General features: G+C 69.5%; 9 protein-coding genes. 1 reads left to right on the top strand and 8 read right to left on the bottom strand.

Annotated features, from left to right (window positions below):
- Positions 1-321: 321 nt before the first annotated feature.
- From fhuB to QCE62_RS17085, 8 genes are all read right to left on the bottom strand, one after another.
- Complete coding sequence (gene fhuB, locus QCE62_RS17120; RefSeq protein WP_309920737.1) at positions 322-2,349, bottom strand: Fe(3+)-hydroxamate ABC transporter permease FhuB; 2,028 nt, start codon at positions 2,347-2,349, stop codon at positions 322-324.
- Positions 2,339-3,280 carry an ABC transporter substrate-binding protein gene (locus tag QCE62_RS17115; RefSeq protein WP_309920735.1) on the bottom strand — a complete coding sequence of 314 codons (942 nt, stop codon included), beginning with the start codon at positions 3,278-3,280 and terminating at the stop codon, positions 2,339-2,341. Before QCE62_RS17115 ends, fhuB begins: the two co-directional genes overlap by 11 nt.
- On the bottom strand, positions 3,277-4,068 hold the full coding sequence (locus tag QCE62_RS17110; protein ID WP_309920732.1) for an ATP-binding cassette domain-containing protein: 792 nt from the start codon (positions 4,066-4,068) through the stop codon (positions 3,277-3,279). The genes QCE62_RS17115 and QCE62_RS17110 overlap by 4 nt, the downstream gene beginning before the upstream one ends.
- Positions 4,069-4,133: 65 nt before the next feature.
- Positions 4,134-9,569 (bottom strand): non-ribosomal peptide synthetase, encoded by a 5,436-nt coding sequence (locus QCE62_RS17105; protein ID WP_309920729.1) that lies wholly within the window; start codon positions 9,567-9,569, stop codon positions 4,134-4,136.
- The gene (locus tag QCE62_RS17100; RefSeq protein ID WP_309920726.1) at positions 9,566-20,503 is read right to left on the bottom strand and encodes a non-ribosomal peptide synthetase; all 10,938 of its coding nucleotides are present in this window, start codon (positions 20,501-20,503) and stop codon (positions 9,566-9,568) included. The genes QCE62_RS17105 and QCE62_RS17100 overlap by 4 nt, the downstream gene beginning before the upstream one ends.
- Before the next feature lie 73 nt (positions 20,504-20,576).
- Positions 20,577-21,551: a TauD/TfdA family dioxygenase gene (locus QCE62_RS17095; protein ID WP_309920723.1), complete on the bottom strand. Its 975-nt coding sequence runs from the start codon at positions 21,549-21,551 to the stop codon at positions 20,577-20,579.
- Positions 21,539-22,336, bottom strand: a complete 798-nt coding sequence (locus QCE62_RS17090) for an alpha/beta fold hydrolase (RefSeq protein WP_309920721.1) — start codon at positions 22,334-22,336, stop codon at positions 21,539-21,541. Before QCE62_RS17090 ends, QCE62_RS17095 begins: the two co-directional genes overlap by 13 nt.
- A gap of 3 nt (positions 22,337-22,339) precedes the next feature.
- The gene (locus QCE62_RS17085) at positions 22,340-22,585 is read right to left on the bottom strand and encodes an MbtH family NRPS accessory protein (protein ID WP_309812671.1); all 246 of its coding nucleotides are present in this window, start codon (positions 22,583-22,585) and stop codon (positions 22,340-22,342) included.
- Between the two features lie 384 nt (positions 22,586-22,969).
- On the opposite strand from QCE62_RS17085, the gene QCE62_RS17080 reads away from it, so the two are divergent.
- Positions 22,970-23,602 (top strand): nitroreductase, encoded by a 633-nt coding sequence (locus QCE62_RS17080; protein ID WP_309920718.1) that lies wholly within the window; start codon positions 22,970-22,972, stop codon positions 23,600-23,602.
- Positions 23,603-23,693 lie beyond the last annotated feature (91 nt).

Here is a 23,693-nt window from a genome sequence, read left to right as displayed (position 1 = left end):
CGAAGAAGACTCGTGGAAAACCCTGGCGCCCATCGCATCGATGGACGTGTTCAGGATTGCCAAGTTGAGAATCTGGAGATACAGCGAGGCGCCCGACGAACAGCGTGCACGTCTGTCCGTCATGGCCGGGAACAGCGTCGCGCGCAGGTCATGCTGAATGCTGAACACGTCATCGACGTGACGAGACGGCGTGAAATTCTGGCGCGCTTCCGTCTCGACATCGACACTATACAAGAATGATTCGCATTTGCAAGCCTTGACACAGTTTATGTCTTGCTTTCAAAAAGCCGACGTGCTAATCCCCTGCGCGGGAGAGATTCGTCACGTAGCTGACACGGATTTGCGCAGCGTCAGCGCGATCAGATAAGGCCCGCCAATGAGCGTCGCGACCAGACCCGCGGGCATTTCCTCGGGGAACATGAGCTGGCGGCCGAGCCATTCCGCGAAGCCCATCAGCAGCGCACCGAAGATCGCGGCGACGAAGATCTGCACGCCGGGACGGCGCGCGCCCGAATAGCGCGCGACATGCGGCGCGATCAGGCCGACGAACGACAAGGGTCCGACAATCAACGTCGATGCCGCCGTCAGCAGCGCCGCCACGATCAGGATGGCAAAGCGCGCGCGCGTGACGGGCACGCCGAGTCCCTCGGCCATGTGGGTGCCGAGTCCGAGCGCCTCCAGCCAGCGCGACAGCAGCGGCGCGAGCGCCAGCCCGAGCACGGCGATGGCGGCGGCCGTGTAGGCGGACGACGCTTCGACGTAATAGGTCGAGCCGATGATGAAGTTCATCAGCATGCCGCCGCGCGGATCGCCGCTTGCGAGCAGCGCGCCGACCACGGCCTGAAACAGCGCGCTGATGGCCACGCCGATCAGCAGCAGCCGTTCTGGCGCGAACGCGGCCTTCGATCCGAGCCACAGCAGCAGCGCCAGCGTGACGATCGCGCCCGCGAGGCAGCCGGCGAACAGCACGCCCGGCGACGGCGTCAAACCCGCGAACAACACGACCACGATGCCGAGCGCCCCGCCCGAACTCACGCCGAGCAGGTCGGGGCTGGCCATCGGATTGGCGGTGACGCGCTGGATCAGCGTGCCCGCGACCGCGAGCAGCACGCCCGCAGCGAGCGCCGCGACGGTATGCGGCAGGCGCCAGAACATCAGCGCGTCGAGATCGCTGCGGCTGGCAAAGCGCCAGCCGTCGAGTCCGCGCGACACACAGAACGACAGCACCAGCACCGCCACGAGCGCGGCGCACGCCCACGGCAGGCGGCGCTCCAGCTTCGCGGGCGGTGCATGCGCGACGGCCGCCGCATGCAGGTCCGGCTGGGTGCGCAGACGCGGCAGCAGCGCGAGCAGCAGCGGCACGCCGAGCAAGGAGGTGACGGTGCCCGTCGGCACCAGATGCGCCGAGAACAGTTCGCCCGATGCGATCACGCGGACGATTTCATCGGTGCACCAGAGCAGCACGGCGCCGAGACACGGCGCCCACACGAGCCGCTGACGCAGCCGCCGCGCGCCCGCGAGCCGCGCGAGCGTCGGCGCGGCCAGTCCGACGAAGCCGATCACGCCCACCGCCGACACCACGCACGCAGTCAGCACCACGGCGATCAGCAAGGCCGCGAATCGCGTGCGCTGCAGTGCGATGCCCAGTCCCTGCACGGTCGAATCGCCGGCCTCGAACACGCCGAGCGGACGCAGCATGAAGGCCGTCAGCACGAAGCACCCGAGCACGCCGACGAACAACCGCGCGCTCTCGTGCCAGCCGGTCTGGTCGAGCGCGCCGCCGCCCCAGATCATCAGGCCGCGCATCAGGTCGAAGTGCGCGAGCGTGATGCCGAGCGCAATCGCGCCGCAATAGAGATTGACGATCATGCCCGACAGGATCACCGCCAGCGACGACATCCGCTGCCGCCACGCGAGCGCGAACACGAGTGTCATCGCCAGCGCGCCGCCGCCGAGCGCGACGGCCATGCGTCCGCTCGCCAGCAGCGAAGGCGCCCACAGTTCGGCGAGCATCAGCGCGAGATAGGCGCCGGGGAAGATGCCGAGCGTCATCGGCTCCGCGAGCGGATTGCGCAGAACCTGCTGTGCGAGCGTGCCGGCCAGCGCGAGCGCGCTGCCGCATAGCAGCGTCATGGCGATGCGCGGCAACATGCTGTCGCGCACCAGCACCTGATGCAGGTCGGTGCGGTCGGGCGTGAAGAGCGTCGACCAGAACGATGCGCCGCTCAGTTCGCCGTGGATGCCGGCAATCGACAGGCACAACGCCACCAGCCCGAGCACGCCGACCAGCGCCACGCGGAAATCGCGCGGCGCGCGCGGTCCGGATACCGCCGTCATGTCACGCGACACCGCCGCCTCCCGCCGCAATCAGGGTGAGGGCGTCGTCGATGGCGTGCGCGAAGCGCTGCATCGAGACAAGTCCGCCGTAGGGCGCGATCACGGGCAGCTTGGCGACGCGCTTCGAGCGCACCGCCGGCAGCGCCTGCCAGATCTCATTCGAGCCGAGCTGCGCGACGACCGGCGCCGCCACCGGCCCGACCAGCAGCAGGCTCGCCTGCTGCACGTCCACCAGCCGTTGCAGCGGCACCATCGCCGCGCCCACCTGCGTGGCCCACACGCGGCCGCCCGCAGGCGGATTCACGGCGTTGACGACGCCGAGCTTCGTGAGCATCGCGTCGAAGAGACTGCCTTGGCCGTAGACGCGCAGATGCCGGTCGTCGACCAGATCCGCGACGATCACCGGCGCCGCGGTCAGCGCCGGCCGCGCGCCGATCCGCGCCCGCACCGCGTCCGCCGTGCGCTGCGCCGCGCCGATCAGCGCGGCCGCGCGTGCCGGAAGTTGCAGGCGCGTGGCCAGTTCGGCGGTTTCGGCGCACAAGGCGGCGTAGGGCGCGGGGTTCGACATGTACGTGCCGAGCGTGATGGTCGGTGCAAGCCGCTCCAGCGACGGTTTCGCCGGCGCGTGTTCGACCGTGATGACGAACAGGTCGGGGTGGAGCATGCGCAGCACGTCGAAGTTCGGCTGATAGAGCAAGCCGATATCGGCGACGCCCTGCGGCAGCGGCGGCTGCACGATGGTCGTGCGATACCAGTTCGGCAACGACGTGCCGACCGGCGCGACGCCCAGCGCCAGCAGCGTTTCGGTCAGTTCCCAGTTCATCGTGACGATGCGGCGCGGCGTGGCACTTTCAGCGGCGAACACCGATGGCGCGGCGAGCCCCGCCGTCATGGCAAACGCCGTCGCGAGCCAGCGACGTCGGTTCAAAGCAACGCGCTTCATCGCGGGAATCCGATCAGATGACCGCTGACGGCATCGGTCATGACGCCCATCGGAACGCCGTAGATGGCTTGCAGCACATCGGGACGCATGGTCTCGGCCGGGCTGGTCTGCATCAGCAGCTTGCCGCCGCGCAGCGAGACCAGTTGCGTGCAGAAACGCGTCGCCATGTTGACGTCGTGCAGCACGATCACCGCCGTCATGCCGCGCTCGTCGCACAGCTTGCGCACGAGGCCGAGCACTTCGAGCTGATGGCTGATGTCGAGCGCCGAAGTCGGCTCGTCGAGCAGCACGCAGCGGCTGTTCTGCGCGATCAGCATCGCGAGCCACACGCGCTGGCGCTCGCCGCCCGAGAGACTGTCGACGGGTCTGTCGGCGTAATGCGCGACATCGGTCCAGGTCATCGCCTCGTCCACCAGCCGCTGGTCCTCCGCCGTGAAGCGCCCGAGCGCGCCATGCCACGGATAGCGCCCGAGCGCGACCAGTTCGCGGACCAGCAGGCCGTCGGTGGCCGGCGTGTATTGCGGCAGATGCGCGACCTGCTGCGCGAAGCTGCGGTGCGGCCAGCTGGCGAGCCGCTCGCCGCCGAACTCGATGGTGCCGCGCGTCGGCTGATGCAGCCGCGCGAGCAGCCGGATCAGCGAGGTCTTGCCCGAGCCGTTATGGCCGATCAGCCCGACCACCTCGCCCGTGCCGATGCTGAGCGAGATGTCGTGCAGCAGTTGCTTGCCGCCGATCTCGAAATCGACGTTCGACAGCGTGTAGAGGGCGTCTTCTGTTGTGTGCTGCATGACCCGATGTTGCCTTTTCGATGGTGGGAACCGCGGCCTTGGCGCGCCGCTGTGTTTTGGCAGGTTCAAACGGAGCCGGCGATCCCGCGCAAGCGTTCCACGACGCTCGCGTGCAAGGCCGGATGATGGACGATGGCGCTGTGCGTCGCATCGATGCCGATCTCCTCGACTGCCGCGCTCGTGTGCGGCCGCCAGTCGCGCTTGCGCTCGGCGGAGGTATCGCGCGCGGCGCGCCAGAACGTCACCGGCACGTCGATGCGCGGCAGCGCGTGCGCCAGCCGCAAACGGTAATGCAGGTCGTCGAGCGCGGCGGTGCGGTCAAACAGCGCACGCAAACGCGCGCCGTCCGGCTGGGCGTCGAGCCAGGCGGACAGGGGATCGCCTGCCTCGGCGGCTTCGGGGAGATCGTTCGTATGCGTCGCCGTATCGAGCAGGCCGAGGAAATCGACTTCATGGCCGCGCGCACGCAACAGTCCGGCCACGCTCAGCGCGAGCCGTCCGCCGAACGACCAGCCCAGCAGACGGAACGGCCCCGCGCGCTGCACGCCGAGCATCTGCTCGACGCAGGTCTCGGCGAGTGCTTCGAAGGACTTCGCGTTCTGAAAGTGCTCGTCGGCGAGACCCGGCGAACGCAGCGCGATCACCGACGCCACGCCTTGCAGCGCCGCGCCGAGAAAGCGGTATTCGCCGACCATGCCGAAGCCCGGATAGAAGCAGAACAGCGTGAGCGGCGCGCCGCTCGCGTTGAGCGGCTGCACGCACGCATCCGCCGACGGGCACAGCATCGCCTCGGTGATGAAGCGTTGACGCCAGAGCTCGAAGGCTTGCTGATTGTCGTCGTCCGTGGCGACAGAGGCGCTCTGCGCAACTCCGTCGAACAAAGGCAAGGCCGCTGCGCGCGCGCTCACGGCGACGCCACTGTCCGCGTCATCGGCCAGCGTGCGTACGTGTGCGTCGAAACTCGCGACGATGCGTTCGAGCCGCTCCTCGTCGATCACCGTTGCCGCCGCGCTCCAGTCCACCTTCAGGCAGCCGTCCGCGATCAGGCCGTTCAGGTCGAGCACATGACGCGGTCCGGCGGCCACGCTGCCGCGCGTGCCATGGCCGCTGTCCTCCGCCGCGAACGCGAAGCGCCCTTCGCTCAGGCGTTCCTCGAAGCGGCCCAGATAGTTGAAGCCGATGGTCGTCGGCGACAGCGCGGCCAGCGTCGCGCGGCTTTGCTCCGTCCCGGCGTAGCGGAACAGGTTGTAGTGCAGGCCATCGGCGGGCACGGCGCGCAGGGCCGATGCCAGCGCACGCCGCGTCGCGCGCGGATGATCGAGCGCGGTCACGCGCAACGGAAACTGCGTCGTGAACCAGCCGACCGTGCGGCTCAGGTCGAGACCCGCGACGCGCTCGGTGCGGCCATGCCCTTCCATCTCGACCACCACCGGCAACGCCGGCAGATGCTCGGCGCAGGCATGCGCGAGCGCGGCGAGCAGCACTTCGTCGATGCGCGCGCCCGTGCCGGTCAGACGTCGTGTGGATGCGGCATCGAGAGTCCAGTCGAGATGACGGGTGGCGTCGTCTTGTGGCGTAGCGAAAGAGGTGTCGTGGCCCAGCTGCGCCTGCCACCACGCCAGCTCACTCAAGTGTTCCGGCAAGCGCGCGTAGTCGGCAAGCGCCGCGTTCCACTGCGCCCAGCTCGTGGACGGCGCGGGCAACGCAGCATCGCCGCCCGGCGTGCGTGCGGCTTCGTAGGCCGTCATCAGGTCATCGAGCAGGATGCGCCACGACACGCCATCGACGACCAGGTGATGAACCGCGATCAGCAAGCGCGAGCCGTCCGGCGTCGCGATACACGCGGCCCGCAACAGCGGACCGTTATTCAGATCGAGACTGTCGTGCACGCGTTCCGCGATCGCTTCGATGCGCGCCGCCGGATCTTCCGAAGCGCGCAGGTCTTCGACGATCAACGCCTCAGCGGCAAACGCGCCCGCCGACGATGCCGCTTCGATCGTCTGCGTCCACACCTGCCGCGCCGTATCGAAACGGAAGCGCGCCCGCAAGGCGTCGTGCGCCTCGATCAGCGCGGCGAGCGCCGTGCGCAACGCGTCGGCGTCGAGCGCTTCGGCCGCGCGCAGCAGCACCGCCTGGTTCCAGCGCGATGGCGCAGCCGGGAAGCGCTCGAAGAACCAGTGCTGCATCGGGGCAAGCGGCGCATCGAGCGGGCCGCTCGGGGTCTGCGCGGCGGCCGCTGGCGTATCGGCGGGACGGGCGACGCGTGCCAGCAGGCGCACCGTCGGATGCTCGAACACCTGGCGCGCCGTCACCACCCAGCCGGCGCTGCGCGCCTGGGCGATCACGCGCAGGCTCGAAATCGAGTCGCCGCCGAGTTCGAAGAAATGATCGGTCACGCCGATATCCTCGCGCCCCAGCACGGTCTGCCAGACGGCCAGCAAAGCCGTCTCGACGACACCCTCCGGCGCGGCCGAGCCGGTCTCCAGCAACGCATCCGGGTCGGGCAGCGCACGGCGGTCCAGCTTGCCGTTGGGCAGCGTGGGCAGCGCGTCGAGCCGCATGCACGCGGACGGCACGTGCGACGCCGGCAAGGTCGCGGCGAGCGCGGCGCGCACGTCATCGGCCTCGATGGCGGCGTCTGCCAGAGTTGTGAAATACGCGACGAGCCGCTTGCGCGTACCCTCGCCGCGCACCTCGGCAATCGCTTCGCGCACACCCTCGATACGACGCAGCGCCACTTCGATTTCACCCAGTTCGATGCGATGCCCGCGCAGCTTCACCTGCTGGTCGATGCGGCCGAGAAAGTCGATCACGCCGTCGGTCCGCGCGCGGCACAGGTCGCCGCTGCGATACACGCGCGCGCCGGGCGCGCCGTACGGGTCCGGCACGAAGCGCTCGGCGGTGAGCGCGGCGCGGCCGAGATAGCCTTGCGCGAGCGTCGCGCCGCCGATGCACAGTTCGCCCGGCGCGCCGGAGGGCGCGCGATTGCCGTCGGCATCGGCGACATAGGCGTGACGCGACGGATAGCAGCGCCCGATTGCGACGATTGCATGATGCGTGTCGTCGCGCGTCACCGGATGATGCATGCACGCGACGGTGGTTTCGGTCGGACCGTAGAGATTGTCGATGGCGACGTGTGCGAGCGGTCCTTCGTACCAGCGTTGCAGCGCGTCGCCGGGCAGGCCTTCGCCGCCCACGGTGATCTGCCGCAGCGCGATGCGTTCGGCCGGCGGCAGCGCGATGCGCCATTGCTGCCACAGCGCGGTGGGAATGCGCGCGAAGGTCACGCGCTCGTCGATCAGCGTGCGGTTCAGCGTGTCGAGCTCCCACGCACGCGGGCCGCGCATCACGACGCGTCCGCCCATGATGAGCGCGGGCAGCAGCTCGTGCAGCGCGACATCGAAATTGATGGTCGACGATTGCAGCACGACATCCGTGTCCGCGATGCGGTGGTCGTGCAGGAAGTCGTCGAGATGCAGCGTGAGCGAGCGATGCGAAATGGCGACGCCCTTCGGCGTGCCCGTCGAGCCCGAGGTGTAGATCACATAGGCGAGCGCATCGCGGGCGACGGTCCATGCGGGCGTCGCGGCCTGCGCGGTGTCATGAGCAGCCTGCGCGCAGAGGGCGCGCTGCGCCGCAAGCAGATCGCGCCAGCGTTCGCGCGTCGACGGATCGGCGACGATGCGTTCGAGCCGCGCGTCGTCGATCATCGCGCGCAGACGCGCTTCCGGGTATTCGGGATCGAGCGGCACGAACGCGCCGCCCGCCTTCAGCACGCCGAGCAGCGCCGCCGGCAGCGCCAGCGAACGTTCGAGCAGCAGGCCGACGCGCTCGCCCGGCGCAAGCCCGTCCGCGCGCAAGGCGAGCGCGATGCGGTCCGCCCAGGCATCGAGCGCCGCGTAGGTCAGCGATTCGCCTTCGCAACGCAGCGCCACGCGGGTCGGGCATGCGCGCGCCCGCTGCGCGATGCGCAGGTGAACCGGTTCGGTGCTGCGGGCGATGTCGTCGGCGTGCGTTTCCGGCATGCGTTGCACGGCCAGGTCGCCGATACGGCACGCCGGCTGCGCCGCGACCCGTTCGACGAGCGCCGCGAAATCGTCCAGCATGCGCTGCGCGGTCGCGGCGATGAAACGATCCTGCGCATAGGTCAGCGCCAGTTCCACGGGCTGGCCCGCGCCCCGGTCCCGCGCGTTCAACGCGAGATCGAAGCGCGCGGTGACGGCGGCATCCGCGATCGATTCGACGCGCAGTCCACCTGTATCGCCGGCGATGACATCTTGCGGCGTATCCACGGCGAGATCGAACATCACCTGGAACAGCGGCGAGCTATCGAGATTGCGCTCGACACCCAGCGCCTCCACCAGCCGCGCGAACGGCACGTCCTGATGCGCCTGCGCTTCGAGCACGCGGTCGTGCAGGCCGCTGAGCATGGCATCGAAAGTCTGGGCGGGTTCGAGATCCGCCCGGACGATCAACGTGTTGACGAAGAAGCCGACCAGATGCTCCAGCTCACTGCGCGCACGCCCCGCCGCCGGCACGCCGACCACGACCGTACGCTGCCCCGAATAGCGATACAGCAGCACGTCGAACACGCCGAGCAGCACCGTGAACAGCGTCGTGCGCCGCTCGCGCGCAATGCGCCGCGCGACATCGGCCAGGTCCGCGCGCAGCGTCAGCCGCGCCAGACCGCCATCGTGAGAGCGCGTCGCGCGCGGCGGGACGTCGCGCGGCAAGGTCAGCGCGGCGGGCGCGCCGTCGAGCCGCGTGCGCCAGTAGTCCAGGTGTCGGGCGAGCGCGTCGTCGGCGCTCCATTCGCGCTGCCACAGCGCGTAGTCGGTCATCTGCACGGGCAATGACGGCAACCCTGCTCCGCTCTCGTCGCGATACAGCGTCAGCAGGTCGCGGAACAAGACCTGCATCGACCACGCATCCGCAACGATGTGATGCACGACCAGTTGCAGCACGCACTGCTCGTCGCTGGTCTCGAACAGCCCGACTCGCAGCAGCGGCCCGCGCGTCAAATCGAACGGCTCGCAGGCGAACGCGCTCAGCACCGCGCCTTCATCTTCGATGCGCGTCCGCACGAACGCACAGTCGGCGTCTTTGGCGGCGTATTGCATGGGCACGCCGTCCTGCGCGTCGAAGCGCAGGCGCAAGGCTTCGTGACGCCGCACCAGTTGTGCGAGTGCGCGTTGCAGCGCGGCGACGTCGAGCGCGCCCGACAGCCGCAGCGCATGCGCGATGTGATAACCCGCGTGATCCGGATCGAGACACCACAGGAACCACAGCCGCTCCTGCGCGGGCAGCAGCGGAAAGCGCGCGGGACGCGGCGCGAGCGGCACGACCGGCAGCGCGCCCGCGTCGAGGCCCTGGGCGCGCGCACGCGCCCGGAACAACGCGCGCTTGTCCTCGGCGAGCAACGCGTATTGCTGCGCGAGGCGCAAGGCGTCGGGGCGGCGCGGAACTTCGGTGGCGCGGGGAGTGTCGAGCGTGTCGGTCATAGCGAATCCATCAGGTCCTGCAACGCATCGAGCGTGTCCGCGCCGGAAGCACCGGCGGCGGGGGCATCGCGATCCAGCCTCGCGGCCAGATCCGCGAGCACCGGATGCTCGAACAGCAGCGTCAGTTCGATCTTGCGGCCCAGCGTCTCACCGGCACGCGACGCCACGCGCACGGCCAGCAGCGAGTGGCCGCCGAGCACGAAGAAATCGTCATCCAGCCCGACGCGCTCCACGCCAAGCACCTCGGCCCAGATCTCGCACAGCAGCGTCTCGGTGGCGGTGACAGGCGGCCGGTAGCCATCCTTCGACGTCGCGCCCAGCAACGGCAGCGCCTTGCGATCGAGCTTGCCGTTCGCGGTGAGCGGCAGCGCGTCGAGCCGTTCGATCTGCGCGGGCACCTGTTGCGGCGGCAGACGGTTGGCGAGCAGCGTCCGCAATGCGCCCGGTTCCGCGCGGCCCGTCACGAACGCGACGAGCCGGCGCGTCGTGCCTTCGCCCTGCACCTGGCACACGGCGTCGTCGACGCCATCGAGCGCGCGCAGCGCCGCTTCCGTGTCGCCCAGTTCGATGCGGAATCCGCGCAGCTTGGTCTGCTGATCCGCGCGGCCTAGATAGTCGAGCTGGCCGTTGCGGCGCACGCGGCACAGATCGCCGGTGCGATACAGGCGCGCACCCGGCGCGCCGTGCGGGTCCGGCACGAAGCGCTCGGCAGTGAGCCCGGCGCGCCGCGTATAGCCGCGCGCCAGATTGTCCCCGCCGATGCACAGTTCGCCGACGCCGTTTTCCGGCACCGGATTGCCATCGGCGTCGAGCACCGTCAGGAACGTGTGTTCGAGCGGCGCGCCGAGCGTGACCGGCGTACCCGCCGCCAGCGGCGCGGCGCTCGACCAGATGGTCGTTTCGGTCGGTCCGTAGAGATTCCACAAGCTCACGCCGCGCGCATGCAGCGCGGCGGCGAGATCGGCGGGCAGCGCTTCGCCGCCGCACAGCGCGCGCAACGGCGCGGCGCGCTGGCCTTGCCAGCCGCCGTCGAGCAGCACGCGCCAGCCCATCGGCGTGGCCTGCATCACGCTCGCCTTCGACGCCTCCAGCAGCGCCGCCAGCCGCCTGCCGTCCGCGATCGTCTCGCGAGTGGCGAGTTCCACTGTCGCGCCCGTGAGCAACGGCAGATACAGCTCCAGCGCGGCGATATCGAAAGACAGCGTGGTCACGGCGAGCCACACGTCATCGGCGTCCAGGCGCAGGCGCGTCTGCATGCTGTCGAGGAAACGCGTCAGCGCGCCATGCGGCACCGCGACGCCCTTCGGCTTGCCTGTCGAGCCCGAAGTGTAGATCACGTAGGCGAGTTGCCCGGCGTGAACCGGCCACAGCATTTCGACAAGGCCGGGCGCGTCGTCGTCACGTTCGACCGCAATCAGCGCGTGATCGCCTGCGATCTCCGCGAGCCGGTCGCGGCCGGCGGCATCGGCGACGATGCAGGCGAGTTGCGCATCGTCGGTCATCACGGCCAGATGCGCGACCGGATAGTTCGGATCGAGCGGCACATAGGCCGCGCCGGTCTTCATGACGGCGAGCGTCGCCACCAGCATGTGCGGCGAACGCGCGATGCACACGCCCACCCGCGCTTCGACTCCCACGCCCTGCTGCAACAAGCGTTGCGCGAGACGGCCGGCGCGTGCATCGAGTTCGGCATAGGTGAGCGTCGCGCCCTCGCAGCGCACGGCGATGGCATCCGGCGTGCGGCGCGCCTGCTCCGCGACGCGCACATGCACCGGCACGAACGCGGCATCGGCGTGTTGCGCGCCGCGCTGCGCGACAGCCTGCGCGGCGAGCGGCAGATCGCGCAGACGCACGGCGTCCTCGCGCACGATGCCTTCCAGCACGCCGACGTAATCCCGCGCGATGCGTTCCACCGTGGCCGGATCGAAGATATCGGCGGCGTAGCTGAACGTCAGGCCCGTGCGTTCGCCAACCGACACGTTCAGGCTCAGATCGAACTGCGCCGCCGAACGCCGCGTGCCCACCGCGGACCAGCGCAGCCCCGTTCCGGCGTGCCGCTCGAAGGGACTCGCGGGCACGTCGAGATTGAACATCGCCTGGAACAGCGGCGTCTGGTTGGCGGCGCGCACCGGCTGCAATGTATCGACGATCTGCGCGAACGGCACATCCTGGTTCGCATGCGCCTCGAGCACGCGTTGCCGGACCTGCGACAGCAGCGCATCGAAGCGCGCCGCACCGGACACTTCGGCGCGGATCACGGCAGTGTTCACAAAGAAGCCGATCAGCGCTTCGGTCTCCACCTGTTCGCGCCCGCCGAGCGGAATGCCGACGCGAATCTCACGCTGGCCGCCATAGCGATGCAGCAGCGCCTGGAACGCCGCGAGCAGCGTCATGAACACGGTGGCGTCGTGACGGCGGGCGTAGCGTTGCAATGCATCGGCGAGCGAGGCGTCGAGCGCCGTTTCCACTTCGCCGCCGCGTGCGCTGCGCACGGCCGGACGAGGACGGTCGGCGGGCAGTTCGAGCACCGGCTGCTCGCCGCCGAGTTGCGCGCGCCAGTAGTCGAGCTGCTGGCCGAGCGCGGCGGCATCGAGCGACTCGCGCTGCCATACGGCGTAATCGGTGTACTGGACCGGCAGCGGCGCAAGCGCGGGCTTTTCCCCCTCACGCGGCGCCCCGTACACGGAGAGCATTTCGTCGATCAGCAGGTTCATCGACCAGCCATCCGCCGCAATGTGATGCACCGTCAGCGCGAACACATGCGAGCCGTCGCCGAGCCGTGCAAGCCGCGCACGCAGCAGCGGGCCGCGCGCAAGATCGAAGGCGCGGTCCGCGCCCTCGCGCAGCCAGGCGGCGAGCGCCGGGTTCGTGTCATCGACGGCATCGGGGAACATGGACTCGGACCACTCGGCGCCGATCGCTTCATCCACCACGAGCCACGGCGCGCCATCGCGCTCCTCGAAACGGCTATGCAGGATCTCGTGCCGCTCGACGACCGCATCGAGCGCCGCGTGCAGCGCGCGCGCATCGAGGGCGCCGTCGAGCCGCACGGCGAAGGACAGGTGATAGGCGGGATTGTCGGGCGTCAGGCGCCACAGGAACCACAGGCGCTCCTGGCCATGCGTCGGTCTGGCTTCCCGTCGATGCAGACGGCGCACCGGCTCGCGCGCCTGCTTCGACAGTCCGTCGAGCGCTCCGGCCAGCGCACGCAATTGCGGATGCTCGAACAACAGGCGCAGCGGCACTTCGCGGCCGAGCGCGCGTTGCAGCCGTGCCGCGACTTGCAGCGCGAGCAGCGAATGGCCGCCGAGCGCGAAGAAATCGTCGTGCGCGCCCACTGGCGCGCTGCCCAGCACGCTCTGCCAGATGTCCGCGAGCAGCGTTTCCGTGCCGTCAGCGGGCGCGACATGGCCCGCGTTGCGCGCGTCGATGTCGGGCAGCGACTTGCGGTCGAGCTTGCCGTTCGGCAGGGTCGGCAGGACATCGAGCATCGCGAGGGCCGACGGCACCATGTACGCGGGCAGCACGTCCGCGAGCGCGTCGCGCAATGCTGCGTCCGTCAGGCTTGCGTTGCTGGCGGGCACGACATAGCCCAGCAGCCGGCGCGCTTCCTGTTCGCCGCGCACGATCACGACTGCCTGCGCGACGCCCGGCTGCGCGCTCAGCGCGCGCTCGATCTCGCCCAGTTCGATGCGATAGCCGCGCAGCTTCACCTGCTCGTCGATGCGTCCCAGGAACGCGACGCCGCCATCCGGCAGCCAGCGGCAGAGATCGCCGGTGCGATACAGACGTGCGCCCGGCGTGCCGGCCGGATCGGGCACAAAGCGCTCGGCCGTCAGCGCCGCGCGGCCGAGATAGCCGCGCGCGAGCGTCGCGCCGCCGATGCACAGTTCGCCGCTGCCGCCTTCGGGCACGGGCTCGCCGTCGGCATCGAGAATGCGATAGTGACGCGACGCCCACGGCAGCCCCACCGGCACCGCGACGCTCTCCGCATGCGCCGCCGTGACGGCTTCGCCGGAGGTCGTCACCGTGGCTTCGGTCGGGCCGTAGGTGTTCACCAGCGTCAGGCCGCCGAGCGGCCCGGCGCACCATTGCGCGACCGCCGCGCCGGGCAGCGCCTCGCCGCCGACCGTCACGCGCCGCAGGACGAGGCCTGACAAGTCAGCGGGTGCTTGCTGCGGCAGATGCTGGGTCCATTGCTTCCAGTAGCCGGTCGGCAGATCGGCCACCGTGATGCGCCGCTCGCGCAGCACGCGCGTGAATTCGTCCGCGCTCCACAAGGCCGGCCCGCGCACTTCCAGCGATGCGCCCGCCGCCAGCGTCGCGAAGACATGTTCCACCGCGCCGTCGAAGTTGATCGTCGCGAACTGCAACGCGCGATCCGCGGCGCTCAGGCCGTTCTCCGCGATGAAATCGTCGAGATGCAGGCTCAGCGCGCCATGGCTGATGCCGACGCCCTTCGGCTTGCCCGTCGAGCCCGAGGTGTAGATCACGTAGGCCAGCTGTTCGGGATGCGGATCGGTGGCGTTCTCAAGTTCCGGCCGGCGGTCGGTCTGGTCGATGCGGATTGCCGGGCAATCGCTCAGTTCGGCATGCAGCGCGTGCGTGCCCGCATCGGTGACGAGCGCGGCGAGTTGCGCATCGTCGATCATGTCGCGCAGGCGTTCGCGCGGATACGCCGGATCGAGCGGCACATAGGCAGCGCCCGCCTTCATCACGCCGAGCAGCGCCGCGATCATCCCCGCCGAGCGTCCGACCAGCACGCCGACGCGCCCCTCACGCCGCACGCCTTCAGCGTCGAGCCGCGCCGCGATCCGGTTCGACCACGCGTGCAATTCACGATACGTCAGCGAGACGCCGTCGCAATGCACCGCGAGCGCCTCTCCTTGCGTCCGCACCCGCTCCTCGAAGCGCGCGATGAACGGCCGGTACGCATGTGCCGCCGTGCCTTCGGGCACGCCGCGCTGCAGGTCGCGGCCAGGCACGCGCAGCAGGCCGAGCGTGGCGTCGCGGGAAGCCGCGTCCGCGATCTGCCGCAGCAGGCTCACATAGGCGTCGCGCACCTGTTCGAGCGTCGCGTCCGGCAGACGCCGCGCGTCCCAGCTCCATTCGAGCGCAATGCGCTCGCCCGGCACGATGCCCAGCGTCAACGGGTAATGCGTGCGCTCGAACGACTCCGACGCGCTCACGCTCAGGCCGAGCGAGCCGTCGTTCAACGCGGCATCGACGGGGAAGTTCTCGAACACCAGCAGCGAATCGAACAGCACGCCGAAGCCCTGCCCGGCAAATTGCTGGATCGACGGCAACGGCGTATGGCCGGCCTGCCGCAACTCGACGTTGGCGGCTTGCAGGTCGCGCAGCCAGTCGGCGAGCGGCCGGTTCGACGGTACGTCCACCCACAACGGCAGACTGTTGATGAAGAGGCCCTGAATGGCATCGGCGCCCGGCAGATCGGCGGGACGTCCCGCCACCGTCACGCCGAACGCCACCTGCCGCCGGTTGCCGAAGCGCGCCAGCAACAGCGCCCACGCGCCCTGCACCAGCGTATTGAGCGTCACGCCGCAGACTTGCGCCGCCTGCGCCAGCGCCGCGCCGAGCGTGGCGTCGAGCCGGTCGTCGCGACGATGGAACGCGCTTTCCGCCGCGTTTTCCGCCGCGTTTTTCGATTCGGCCATGCGCGTGGCGGGCACGCTGTCCAGCAGCAACGCCGGACGATCCGCGCGCGCAATCTGGCCGCGCCACCAGACGTGCGCATCCGGCTGCGCGCGCAGCCATTCGACATACGCGCGATACGGCACGACCGGATCCAGCACGAGCGGCTCGCCCCGGCTCGCCGCCCGATAGGCGCGGCCCAGTTCGCTCAGCAGGCGCGCGCTGCTCCAGCCGTCCGCGAGCGCGTGATGGTTGATCCACGCCAGATCGTGCGCGCCGTCCGGACGCCGGAACAGCGCGACGTGCAGCAAGGGCGCGGCGTCGAGGTCGATCAGTTGCGGCGCGCGATGCTCGAACCAGCCGGTGAAGGCGGTCTCGTAATCGTCGCGGCTGCGCCAGTCGTGCACCGCGAAGAACGGCTGCACCTTCGCCTGCACGACCTGCAACATGTCGCCGCCATGCGCGCGCGTGAAGCGCGTACGCAGCACCGCATGCCGCGCGACGACGGCATCCCAGGCCGCGCGCATCGCGTCGATGTCGAGCGCGCCGTGCAGCGTCAGGCGCTTGCGGTTCACGTAGGCATCGCGCTTCAGCAGGCTGTGGAACACCAGGCCTTGCTGGAGCGGCGTCGCCGGATAGAGGTCTTCGATCTCATCGGGCGCGATGCCGAGCGCATCGAACTCGTCCTGAGTGAGCGCGGCCAGCGGGAAATCGCTGGCGGTGGCGCGCGGCGGCGTCGCGGCGCAATGCGCGACGAGCCGCGCGACTTCGGCATCGAAGGCTTGCTTCAGCGCTTCCACTTGAGCCTGCGGCAGCACCGCCGGATCGTAGCGCCAGCCGAACGACAGACAGCCATCGACGATCATGCCGTTCAGATCCAGCGGATACACCAGCGCTTCGTCATCGGGTTGCGGATCGCCGGCGTTTTCCGTCGCGAAGCTGAAGGCGCCATCGGCGGCGAGGTTCTGGTCGAACTGGCCGAGATAGTTGAAGCTCACGCCCGGCACGGGCAGGTCCGCGAGCGCGGCGGCGTGGTCGCCGTAGGCGTGCAGCCAGCCCCACGACGCGCCGCCGTCCGGCAGCGTGCGCAGGCGTTCCTTCGTCGCGATGAGCGTGGCCGCATCGTCGGGATGCGCGCGCAGCCAGACCGGATAGCGCGTCGTGAACCAGCCGACCGTGCGGCTCAGGTCCACATCGTCACGCGCGGCGGCATCGCGGCCATGGCCTTCCAGCGCGATCAACGCGCCCGTGCCGCCGAACACCGTCGTCATCGCGCGTGTCAGCGCAGCCAGCAACAGCTCGTCGATACCCAGCCGGTACGCGCGCGGCGCGGCGCGGCGCAAGGCATCGGTGGCGGCGGCGTCGAGGCGCCAGTCGAGCACGCGGCTCGTGGCTGTCGTGCCCTGCGCGGGCGCGAGCGTCCGCCGGGCGTCGCGCATCACGTCGAGCCAGGCGGGCCAGGCCGCTTGCAGCTTCGCGTCGGTGATCGACTCGCGCTGGGTGACGACCCATGCGCTCCACGGCGTCGCCGCTTCCACCGCCGGTTCGCGGTTCGCACGCGCGGCGTCGTAGGCCGTCTCGATGTCGCGCAGCAGGATGCGCCACGACACGCCATCCACGACGAGGTGATGGATCACCAGCAGCAGTCGGCCGCTGTCCGGTGTCCGGAAATACGTGGCCTGCAACACGCGGCCCGCCTGCGGGTCCAGTTGCCGCTGCGCGTGCTGCGCCTGCTCGGTCAGCGCGGCGCGCCAGTCGGACGCGTGATCGCGCAGGTCGTGTTGCTTCAGCAGATGGGCCGGCACTGTCGCGCTCACTTGCTGACGCCAGCCATCGGCATGTGGTTCGAAACGCAGCCGCAATGCGTCGTGACGCGCCACCACCGCTTGCAGCGCGCGTTCGAGCGCGGCCGTGTCGAGTTCGCCGCGCACGTGCAGCAGCACCGACTGGTTCCAGTGCCGTTCGCCCTGCGGATGACGCTCGAAGAACCACGACTGGATCGGCGTGAGCGGCAACGGTTCGACGATCTCCTCCGCCACCGAGTGACTCTCCAGCGGCTGCATCACGGCGGCGAGACGCGCGACGGTCGGATGTTCGAAGACCTGTCGCGGCGTCACCAGCCAGCCCTGCGCGCGCGCCCGCGCGATCAGTTGCAGGCTCAGGATCGAATCGCCGCCGACCGCGAAGAAATCGTCGTCCACGCCGAGATCGTCGCGGCCCAGCACCGCCGCCCACAGCGCGAGCACGATGCGCTCCGCCTCGTTGCGCGGCGCGATGCGCTCGCCCTGCGCGACCAGCGCAACCGGCGGCAGCGCGGCCCGGTCCACCTTGCCGTTCTGCATGACCGGGAGCGCGTCGAGCACGGCGATCGCGGACGGCACCATCGCGGCCGGCAGTTCCTGCGCCAGCGCGCGTCGCAGTGCGGCGTCGTCGAGTTGCTGCTTGCCCACCACGTACGCGACCAGATGCGGCGCACCGGAATCCGTGACCAGCACGACGACCGCACTCGCCACGCCCGGCTGACGGCGCAACGCGGCCTCGATCTCGCCCGGCTCGATACGGATGCCGCGCAGCTTGATCTGCTGATCCAGCCGTCCCAGAAAATCGATCGCGCCATCCGCGCGCATCCGGCACAGATCGCCGGTGCGGTACAGGCGCGCGCCCGGTTCGGACGGATCGGGCACGAAACGCTCGGCCGTCAGCGCGGGCCGGTCGAGATAGCCGCGCGCGAGCGTATGTCCGCCGATGCACAACTCGCCCAGCGCGCCGACCGGCGCTTCGTTGCCATCGCGGTCCAGCACGCGCGCCGTGCGCGATGCGTAAGGCACGCCGATCGACACCACCGCCTGCGTCACGTCGCTGGCCGTGGTCGCGCGGAACATGCAGGCGACGGTGGTTTCGGTCGGGCCGTACAGATTCGCCAGCCCGATGTGTCCGAGCGGCCCGCTGCGCCATTGCGCGAGCGCGTCGCCCGGCAGGCCTTCGCCGCCGACCGTGATCTGCCGCAGCGCCGCGAGCGCCTCGGACGCCGGCGGCGAGCGCAGCCATTGCTGCCAGTACGCCGTGGGCAGGCGCGAGAACGTGACGCGCGCGTCGATCAAATGACGGCTCGTCGTATCGATGTCCCACGCCTGCTGGCCGCGCATTTCCACCTTGCCGCCGCGCAGCAGCGCGGGCAGCAGCTCGTGGAGCGCGACATCGAAGTTGATGGTCGACGATTGCAGCACCGTATCGTCCGCACTGATGGCGTGCGCCGCCATGAAGTCGTCGAGGTGCGACGCAAACGCGCCGTGGCTGATGGCGACGCCCTTCGGCCGTCCCGTCGAGCCGGACGTGTAGATCACGTAGGCGAGTTGCTCCGGATGCGGCGCGATGGCGTTGAAAACCGGCGCGCTCGAAGCGTCAGACGGACGCACGCCCACGTCGAGCGCCACGCGCCCCGCGAACAGCGCGCCGCATTGCGCGAGCGCGACGGCATCGGTCAGCACGATGCGCACGCCTGCATCGTCCATCATCATCGCGAGACGGTCGGCGGGATACGCGGGATCGAGCGGCACGAAGGCGCCCGGCGAACGCAAGGTGCCAAGCAGCGCCGCGACCATCGCGACGGAACGCGTCATGCAGATGCCCACGCGTTCGTCGGCGCGCAGGCCTGCGTCGGCCAGCCGCCGTGCGATGTCCGCCGCCCACGCGTCCAGTTCGCCATAGGTCACGCGCTCGCCTTCGCAATGCACCGCGAGCGCATCCGGCACGCGCGCGACGCTTTGAGCAAAGCGCGCCGACACCGGCTCGAAGGCCTTCTTCGGCGGCAACGCGTTCTGTCCGCGCGTCAGTTCGAACGCACCAAGCGGCCGCGCCGCATCCTCCGCGATCTGTTCGAGCAGACCCACGTAGTGATCGAGCATCTGGCCGATCAGCGCCGGATCGAACAGGTCTTCCGCGTAGACCAGCGCCACTTCCAGACCCTGCGCCCGCTCGCGGGCTTCCAGCACGAGATCGAAGCGTGCGGTATCGGTGGCGATGTCGTGCGTCGCGACGTCGAGGCCCGGCAGGCGCAGGCTGTCGCGCTCCGTGCCGAGGTAGTTGAACATCGCCTGGAACAGCGGCGTGTGGCCGAAGCTGCGCTGCGGCTGCAAGGCTTCGACGAGCTTCGTGAACGGCAGGTCCGCGTGCGCCTGCGCTTCGAGCACGCGATCGCGCACGCGTTCGAGCAGCTGCGCGAAGCTCGCGACGCCCGCGAACTCGGTACGCACGACCAGCGTGTTGACGAAGAAGCCGATCATGTCCGCCACTTCGGGCCGGTCGCGCCCGGCCACCGGCACGCCGACGCGAATATCCGTCTGGCCGCTGTAGCGCGCGAGCAGCAGGTCGTAGGCGGCGAGCAGCGTCATGAAGAGCGTGGCGTCGGCGGTCAGGGAGACGCGTCCGAGCGCTTTTTGCAACGCCGGCGGCACCATCCGCGCGAGCCGCGCGCCCGCACCGCTGCGCATGCCGGCGCGCGTGTGCGCGTGCGGCAGGTCGAGCACCGGATGATCGTTGCCGAGACGCGCGCGCCAGTAATCGAGCTGGCGCGCGAGCGTGTCTTCGTCGAACCATTCACGCTGCCATTGCGCGTAGTCGCCGTATTGGATGCTTGCCTTGTCGGGTTTTTGATGCGGCGTGCCTTCGAGCGCAGTGGCATAGGCCGAGGCCAGTTCGCTCACGAACACTTCCGTCGACAAACCATCCGCCACGATGTGATGCAGCGCGAAGTGCAGAACCTGATCGTCCGGCGCGAGCCTGAACAAACTCGCGCGCAGCAGCGGGCCGCTTTCGAGATCGAACGGCAGCGCCGAACGGCGGGCCAGTTCGGCGTCCAAAGATGCGTTGACGGCAAGGTCCAGCGCTTCCCAGCCGTATTCGCCCGAGCCCGTCTGCTGGAACGGCACGCCGCCCGTCTCGCCAAAGCGCTGGCGCAGGATTTCATGCGCGTCCATCACGCGGTCGAGCGCACGGCGCAGCGCGGTTTCGTCGAGCCTGCCGCGCAGCCGCACCGCGCCCGTCACGTTGTAGGCCGCGCTCGACGGCTCCAGACGCCACAGGAACCACAGACGCTCCTGTGCATGCGACAGCGCGAAGCAGCGCTCGTTGTCGGGGAAACGCGAGATCGGCAGACGTGCGGCGTCGAAACCGCCGGCCTTCAGCCGCTCGCGGAACGCCGCGCGCTTGTCCGCAGGCAACGCGGCATAGGCCGCCGATATCGACAGCATTTCCTTCGACACTTCGCGGGCAATCTCAGTCATGAATAATGTGGGATCCGAAGATGAATGGCCGCGCATGCAGGGCGCCGCCGATGCGACGCCGCGGCACGGCAGCTCAGGCGCTCATCGCGACCAGCACGCGGCGCGGGCCGGCAAACGGCGCGCGGCCGTGCGACATCAGCAGGTTGTCGAGCACGAGCGCATCGCCGGCCTGCCAGGGGAAGGCGAGCATCGTGTCGTGATAGACGGCGCGGATTTCGTCGAGCATGGCGGCGTCGATCGGCGTGCCGTCACCGAAGAAGGTATTGCGCGGCAGACGGTCTTCATCGACGACGTCGAGCAAGGCCTCGCGCACCGGCTCCGGCAAGTTGGACACGTGGAACAGATGCGCCTGGTTGAACCAGACGCTTTCGCCCGTCAGCGGATGACGCAGCTCCGACTGGCAGACCTGGCGCGTGCGCAGCGCTTCGCCGTCATCGAGCCATTCGAAGTCGATGCGATGCGCGCCGCAATAGCGCTCCACCTCCGCGCGGTCCTCGGTGCCGAACACCTGTTCCCACGGCAGATCGAGGCCGTTGCCATAGTTGCGCACGTACATCACGCCGTGCTCGGCGAAGCGCTCGCGCAATGCCGGCGACAGGCGCGCATGCACGAGGCGGCTGTCGGCGACCGGCGTCGCGCCGCCCGACTGCGCGGCGACGGTGCAGTAGAACCAGATCGAGCCGGGCCACTTGAGCGTGTAGGACTGTTCGTTATGCTGGTCGATCCATTGATCGGCGGGATATTCCGTCGACGAGTACACGTCCTTCTCGATCCGGCTGCGCGGCGTCGAGCCGAACTCGTAGGAAAGCAAAGGTTTGCCAAAACTCGCGGCAAACGCGTTGAATTGGGCAGCGTCGAGCGGCGTGAAGCCGCGCAGCAGCGCGCCGCCGTACTGCAGCTTCGCCGCGTCCACGCGCGCGCGCAGCGCGGCCGGATCGGGCGCGGCGGACTCGTCATGCGCGGGACGGATCTCCAGCACACGCGTGCCGTTTTCCTCGATCACGCGCTCGCTGAACGCCGTTTCGATATGACTGGTCATCGCATCCATGCTTCACCTCTTTCGCGCGGCTCGCCGTCCAACGGGCGCGCCCCCGCCTGCGCAAGCGCAGCGGCGACGCATTCCAGCACCGCATCCAATGCTTCATCGAGATAGAAATGGCCGCCCTCGAAGGCGCGCCGCGCGAACGCGCCGCGCGTCTCGTCCCGCCAGCGCAGCACGTCCTGTTCACGCACCGTGGCGGGGTCGTCGCGGCCGGTGAAGACGGTGAGCCGGCAGTTGAGCGGCTCGCGGGCCTTGCCGCCTGCTATGAAAGTTCCGCACAGGTGAAAGTCGGCGCGCAGCGTGGGCAACAGGAACGCGATCAGGTCACGGTCCGCGAGAAAGGCCTCCGGCGTGCCGCCGAGCGCGCGCAGCTTGTCGATCATCCGGTCCACGCCGCACTCGAGCCAGTCCGTTTCGAGCACGCGGCAAGCCGGACCCACCGACGCCGACGCCCCCAGCCACACCGCCTCGCCCAGGCCGCGCCCGCGCAGCGCATGCAACAGCTCCAGTCCGACGAGCGCGCCCATGCTGTGTCCGAACACGGCGAACGGCAACGCGGGATTGCGCGCCGCGCGCCAGTCCGCGCACAGGCCGTCGATCAACGCGGGCCACTGCGTGTGCGCGGGCTGATCGCGGCGCGCGCCGTGCCCCGGCAACTCCAGCGGCACGACCTGGACCTCCGCCGGCAGCCGCTGCGACCAGCGCCGGTACAACGCAGCCGTCCCGCCCGCATGCGCGAGACAGAACAGTTGCACGCGCGGCATGACGCCGGGTGCGGCGGCAAACGCCATGCGTCAGGCGGCCGGATCGGCCTGTGCCGTTGTCGCGCGGGCGGCATCCGCCTCCATCGCGCGGCGCAGGCTCAAGGGGCGCATGTCGGTCCAGACTTCATCGATATAGGCGAGGCACTCGGCCTTCTTGCCCGACTTGCCGGCCTGTCGCCAGCCCGCGGGAATCGCCTTGTAGTCCGGCCAGATGGAATACTGCTCTTCGTCGTTGATGACCACATGAAAATTCGTGTCTTCGTCGCCCCAGCTCATCGATCGCTCCAATGGATCCGCAGCCGAGCGGCTGCCATGCGTGACGGACACAACGAAACTCACTTTTGCGATCAGAAAGATCGCCGGACAATGCAGCGATGACGGGGACGGCGACACTGGACAGCCAGCATTCGCGACGCTCGGCGCATCTAGGCCCGCATCGTCATAAATGAGAATCATTGCTGTTTAGAAGCGCTACTCTGAGCGTTGCGGCGGTCTTTGTCAAGCTGACGCGCGGTTCGTCAAAACGCGCGATTGCCTTGTAAGCGGTCCGTAAAACGTCGGAAGTGAAGGCAAATCTTCACCTTCACCAAATGCGAATCGTTTGCGTTTAGTGTCGAGTTCGGCCATCATGACGGCGGTCCAAACCAGCCCGTACTCGCGATGAATTCGCCTATTCCGAACGCTGCTCTCACCGCAGAACATTCCGATCGCGCGCAGGCCGTGCTTGCTTCGCTGCTGTCGCGCCAGTCGCACTGGCCGCTCGCCGAGCCGGGCCCGGACGATGCCGAGCTCGCACAAATCTTCGATGCCGCATTGCGCGCGCCGGACCATGCGCGCCTGCGTCCGTGGCGCTTCGTGCTGGTGCGGGGCGACGCGCGCGGCGCGCTCGGCGACGTGCTGGTGGACCTCGCCTGCGCCCGCATGCCGGAGGAGCCGCGCTCGGCGCATGCGCACCGGCGGCAGAAGGCGTTTGCGGCGCCGGTGGTGATCGCGCTGGGCGCGGCCATCGACGCAAGCTCGCACGTGCCGGAAATCGAGCAGCTGATGTCGGTCGGCGCGGCGACGATGAACCTGCTGAACGCCATTCACGCGCTCGGCTACGGCGGCTTCTGGGCCACCGGCGACGATACCTACGAACCCGCGATGCACGCGGCGCTGGGCTTCGGCGCGTCGGAACGCTTGCTGGGCTTCCTGTTCGTCGGCACGCCGAAGCGCTCGTCCGAACGGCCGCCGGCGCGTCCCGAACGCGCGGAATTCGTGCGTGAACTGACCGTGCCCGCCGCCGCGTCCTGACACGCTCGAAGTCCTGCAGCGGCAGCTCCTTAAAAGAATCAGTGCCGTGCGGCGTTGCGCCAGCAGAACGCACGCCGCCGGCTCGAAACTG

The organism is Caballeronia sp. LZ033, assembly GCF_031451265.1.
GTDB lineage: Bacteria > Pseudomonadota > Gammaproteobacteria > Burkholderiales > Burkholderiaceae > Caballeronia.
This window is presented reverse-complemented; position numbering and strand designations above follow the sequence as displayed.

What these genes read in the sequence shown, in the direction of transcription:
- QCE62_RS17080 (WP_309920718.1), top strand. Translation starts at nt 22,970, where the DNA reads ATGAATTCGCCTATTCCGAACGCTGCTCTCACCGCAGAACATTCCGAT.
- QCE62_RS17085 (WP_309812671.1), bottom strand. Translation starts at nt 22,585, where the DNA reads ATGAGCTGGGGCGACGAAGACACGAATTTTCATGTGGTCATCAACGAC.
- QCE62_RS17115 (WP_309920735.1), bottom strand. Translation starts at nt 3,280, where the DNA reads ATGAAGCGCGTTGCTTTGAACCGACGTCGCTGGCTCGCGACGGCGTTT.
- QCE62_RS17095 (WP_309920723.1), bottom strand. Translation starts at nt 21,551, where the DNA reads ATGGATGCGATGACCAGTCATATCGAAACGGCGTTCAGCGAGCGCGTG.
- QCE62_RS17110 (WP_309920732.1), bottom strand. Translation starts at nt 4,068, where the DNA reads ATGCAGCACACAACAGAAGACGCCCTCTACACGCTGTCGAACGTCGAT.
- QCE62_RS17105 (WP_309920729.1), bottom strand. Translation starts at nt 9,569, where the DNA reads ATGACCGACACGCTCGACACTCCCCGCGCCACCGAAGTTCCGCGCCGC.
- QCE62_RS17100 (WP_309920726.1), bottom strand. Translation starts at nt 20,503, where the DNA reads ATGACTGAGATTGCCCGCGAAGTGTCGAAGGAAATGCTGTCGATATCG.
- QCE62_RS17090 (WP_309920721.1), bottom strand. Translation starts at nt 22,336, where the DNA reads ATGGCGTTTGCCGCCGCACCCGGCGTCATGCCGCGCGTGCAACTGTTC.